The organism is Streptomyces hainanensis, from assembly GCF_004348415.1.
Lineage (GTDB): Bacteria > Actinomycetota > Actinomycetes > Streptomycetales > Streptomycetaceae > Streptomyces > Streptomyces hainanensis.
On record NZ_SMKI01000578.1, the window covers coordinates 1 to 4,253 of the forward strand.

General features: G+C 77.8%; 5 protein-coding genes. All 5 read right to left on the reverse strand.

The features are described 5' to 3' along the window. Positions 1-589, reverse strand: a 589-nt coding sequence (locus E1283_RS32805) for a cobalt-precorrin-4/precorrin-4 C(11)-methyltransferase (RefSeq protein ID WP_132821808.1), incomplete at its 3' end; no start/stop codon positions are given. Next, positions 586-1,326, reverse strand: coding sequence for a precorrin-2 C(20)-methyltransferase (gene cobI / locus E1283_RS32810; protein WP_132821809.1), 741 nt, complete (start codon positions 1,324-1,326; stop codon positions 586-588). The genes E1283_RS32805 and cobI, both read right to left, overlap by 4 nt. Continuing rightward, the gene (locus tag E1283_RS32815; RefSeq protein ID WP_132821810.1) at positions 1,323-2,750 is read right to left on the reverse strand and encodes a cobyrinic acid a,c-diamide synthase CobB; all 1,428 of its coding nucleotides are present in this window, start codon (positions 2,748-2,750) and stop codon (positions 1,323-1,325) included. Before E1283_RS32815 ends, cobI begins: the two co-directional genes overlap by 4 nt. Then, the gene (gene cobO, locus E1283_RS32820; RefSeq protein ID WP_132821811.1) at positions 2,744-3,340 is read right to left on the reverse strand and encodes a cob(I)yrinic acid a,c-diamide adenosyltransferase; all 597 of its coding nucleotides are present in this window, start codon (positions 3,338-3,340) and stop codon (positions 2,744-2,746) included. The genes E1283_RS32815 and cobO overlap by 7 nt, the downstream gene beginning before the upstream one ends. Further along, on the reverse strand, positions 3,340-4,253 hold a 914-nt coding region (locus E1283_RS32825), incomplete at its 5' end, for a vWA domain-containing protein (protein WP_132821812.1). The genes cobO and E1283_RS32825, both read right to left, overlap by 1 nt.

Consider the following 4,253-nt stretch of genomic DNA (forward strand, 5'->3'; position numbering starts at 1 on the left):
CCACGACGGGGGTGGTGGGCGGGTAGCCGCCGGCGAGGAGTTCGGCGGCCAGCCGCCCGGAGCGCGCCGCGGAGAGGAACACGGCCATGGTGGTGCCGTGGCGGGCGAACTCCCGCACCTCCTCGCCGGGCGGCATGGGCGTCTTCCCGCCGCCGAGCCGGGTGAGCACCACGGACTGGGCGACCTCGGGGATGGTCAACTCCCGCCGGGCCAGGGCCGCGACGGCGGAGAACGCGGAGACCCCCGGCACCACCTCCACGGCCAGGCCGAGCGCCTGGCAGCGGTCGATCTGCTCCTGGGTGCCGCCCCACAGCGCGGGGTCGCCGGAGTGGACGCGGGCGACCCTGGCCACCTCGCCACGGGCGGCCCGCCGGTAGACGGCGGTCAGGTCCTCGAGCGACATCCGGGCCGAGTCCAGCACCTCGGCGTCCTGGCGGGCGTGGTCGAGCACGTCGGGGTGGACCAGGCTGGCCGCCCAGATCACCACGTCGGCCTCGGCGATGGCCCGGGCGGCGCGGAAGGTCAGCAGGTCGGCGGCGCCCGGTCCGGCGCCGACGAAGGTGACGGCGCCGGGGGTCGCGCCGGTCACAGCCTGCCTCCCCTGCCGGTGCGGGGGGCGGGGGCGATCAGCGTGGAGAGGTAGGGCAGTTCGCCTTCGGCCGGCAGGTGGTCGGCGGGGTGGACGGACTCTCCTGGCAGTCCGAGGGAGGAGCCCCAGACGGCGCCGGTCAGCCGGCCCGTCTCGCGGAGCGCGGCGGCGACCTCGCCGGCCTGCCGGCCGAACTTGTAGGCCACCACCGTGCCCTGGCCGGCCAGCGCGCCGCGCAGCACGTCGAGTCCGGCGGTCACCGGCACCAGGGTCAGCGGCTCGGTGCCCTCGGTGAGCACGGCGCCGCCGCGGGCCGCCAGGTCCTGCATGGCGGTGATCCCCGGCACGGTGACCACCCGCAGTCCGGGGACGGCGGCCCGCACGGTCTGGGCGAGATAGGTGAAGGTGGAGTAGACGTTGGGGTCGCCGATGGTGGCGAAGGCCACCGGGCCGTGCTCGCGCAGCAGCTGGGCGACCCGGTCGCCGGCCGCGTCCCAGGCGGCCTCCCGGCGGGCCCGGTCGGCCCGTTCGTTGAGCGCGAAGACCACCCGGACCACCCTCGTCGGATCGTCCAGGTGGTGGGCGACGGTGGCCTCGGCCCGGCCGCGTTCGCCGCCGTCGAGGACGGGGACGACCACCACGGCGGCCTCGCGCAGCGCGCGGACCGCCTTGACGGTGACCAGTTCGGGGTCGCCGGGGCCCATGCCCACGCCGGTCAGGACGGGCGTCGTGCTCATCGTCCCCCTCCCTCGACGGATCCGGTGTGCCGGGCCGCGGCGGCGACCAGGCGGCGGGCCGGCTCCGGCAGCCCGGCCCAGTGCAGGTGGAGGTAGGAGGCGTGCACTCCCCCACGGTGGAACCCCTCGACGCGGCGGGTCGGATGGGTCAGGCCCCACGCGGGGAGGTCGCCGGTCCCCTCGGTGAGTTCGGTGCGGTGGAACTCGTGGCCGCGCACCCGGGTGCCGACGGCGGCCAGCGGTCCGTCGGCCACCGCGACGGCGGCCCGGTAGCCGAGGGTCAGCCGGTCCGTCATCCGGGCCTCGGTGGGCAGCACCCCGCACATCGGGTGGCCGTCCAGCGTCTCGGCCAGGTAGAGCAGCCCGCCGCACTCGGCGGCCACCGGGGCGCCGGCGGCGGCCAGCCGGGCGATCTCGGCGCGCAGCGGGGCGTTGGCGGCGAGTTCCGCCGCGTACACCTCGGGGAAGCCGCCGCCGACGACGAGCCCGGCGGTGCCGTCGGGAAGCCGCTCGTCGCGCAGCGGGTCGAGGAGCGCGATGTCGGCGCCGGCCGCGGTCAGCGACTCCAGGTGTTCCTGGTACCGGAAGGTGAAGGCGGCGCCCGCGGCCACCGCCACCACCGGCCGGGCCGCCGGCGGCGGGCCGGCCGGCGGCCGCCAGGGCGCGGTGCCGGTCGACGGCGCCGACCTGGCCGCGGCGAGGAGCGCCGGCAGGTCGAGTCCCGCGCGGACCTGCTCGCCGAGGGCGGCCACCGTCCGCGCGGCGTCGGTCGGCCGCTCGGCGGCCGGGACCAGGCCGAGGTGCCGGGCCGGGGTGCTCGCCGGCGCGGTGCGGCGCAGTACGCCCAGCACGGGGGTGCCGGCCTCGTCGAGGGCGGCCCTCAGCAACTCCTCGTGCCGGTCGGAGCCGACCTTGTTGAGGACCACGCCGGCCAGCCGCACCTCGGGGTCGAAGGCGGCGAAGCCGTGCGCCAGGGCGGCGACCGAGCGGGCCTGGGCGGCGGCGTCCACCACCAGGACCACCGGCGCCCGCAGCAGCTTGGCCACCTGCGCGGTGGACGCCAACTCGCCCTGGCCCGCCGCCCCGTCGTAGAGGCCCATCACGCCCTCGATCACCGCCAGTTCGGCGCCGGCCGAGCCGTGCGCGAACAGCGGTGCCATCAGCTCGGGCCCGCAGAGCCAGGCGTCCAGGTTCCGGCCCGGGCGGCCGGTGGCCAGCGCGTGGTAGCCGGGGTCGATGTAGTCGGGGCCGACCTTGTGGCCCGAGACGGTGAGGCCGGCGGCGGTGAACGCGGCCATCAGGCCGGTCGCCACGGTGGTCTTGCCGCTGCCGGAGGCCGGCGCCGCGACGACGAGGCGCGGCGGCAGCGGCACGGGGGTGGCGTCGGGGACGGTGTCGGGCGCGACTTCCCGGGCGGTCACCATTCGATGCCTCGCTGACCCTTCTGGCCGCTGTCCATCGGGTGCTTGACCTTGCCCATCTCGGTGACGAGGTCGGCGGCGTCGAGCAGGGGGGCGGGCGCGTTCCGGCCGGTGATCACCACGTGCTGGGTGCCGGGCCTGGCGCGCAGCGTGGCGACGACCTCGTCGGTGTCCACCCAGCCCCAGTTCATCGGGTAGGCGAACTCGTCCAGCACGTAGAGCCGGTGGGTGGCCGCGGTCAGGTCGCGGGCGACCTGGGCCCAGCCCTCACGCGCCGCCTCCTCGCTGGAGCCCATGTCCCGCTGGGTCCAGGACCAGCCCTCGCCCATCTTGTGCCAGGTGATCCGGCCGCCCTCGCCGCTGGCGCCCAGCACCTTCAGCGCCCGTTCCTCGCCGACCCGCCACTTGGCGGACTTGACGAACTGGAACACCCCGACGGGCCAGCCCTGGTTCCAGGCGCGGAGCGCGAGCCCGAAGGCGGCGGTGGACTTGCCCTTGCCGGTGCCGGTGTGCACGATCAGCAGCGGCCTGGCGCGGCGCTGCCTGGTGGTGAGCCCGTCGTCGGGCACCGTCGTGGGTCTGCCGTGCGGCATCAGGCGGCCCTCCGTCCGTGCGCCGGGCCGCGCAGCCCGTGGACGAGTTGGGTCACGGTGTCGGCGCGGAGTTCCGCCAGGGTGACGGTGTGGCCGCCGAGGGCGTGCGCCAGCTCGCCGGCCAGGGCGAGGCGGACCGGGCCCGACTCGCAGTCGACCACGACCGAGGCGGTGCCGGCGGCGGCCAGCAGCCGGGCGGCGCGGCGGGCCCGCTCCACCGGCTCCGGGCCGCCGGTGGCCCGCCCGTCGGTGACGGTGAGCAGCAGTGGCCGGCGGGCGGGGTCGCGCAGCCGCTCGATCCGCAGCACCTCGTGGGCGCGGAGCAGCCCGGCGGCCAGCGGGGTGCGGCCGCCGGTGGGGAGGCTGGCGAGACGGGCGGCGGCGGCCTCCACCGAGGAGGTGGGGGGCAGCGCGAGCTGGGCGTCCCGGCCGCGGAAGGTGATCAGGCCGACCTTGTCGCGGCGTTGGTAGGCGTCGAGGAGGAGGGAGAGCACGGCGCCCTTGACGGCGGACATCCGCTGCCTGGCGGCCATCGATCCGGAGGCGTCGACGACGAAGAGCACCAGGTTGCCCTCCCGGCCCTCGGTGACGGCCTGCCGCAGGTCGTCGCGGCGCAGCAGCAGTCCGGGGCCGCGCCGGCCCCTGGCCCGCTGGTGGGGGGCGGCGGCGGTCAGGGTGGCCGTCAGGTGGAGGCGGCCGAGGGTGCCGCGCGGGCGGCGGGCGCCGGTGGTGCGGCCGTGTTCGGCGCGGGCCCGGGAGCGGCGCCCGGCGGCGCCGGCGCCGAGTCCCGGCACGGTCAGCGGCCGGGTGCGGAACGGCTCGCCTGGCGGCGCCGGTTCGCGGTCCGCGGCGGGGCCGCCGGCGTCGCCCTCGGCCTCCCCCGGCGGGCCGGCGGCGCCGTCCGGTTCGGCGG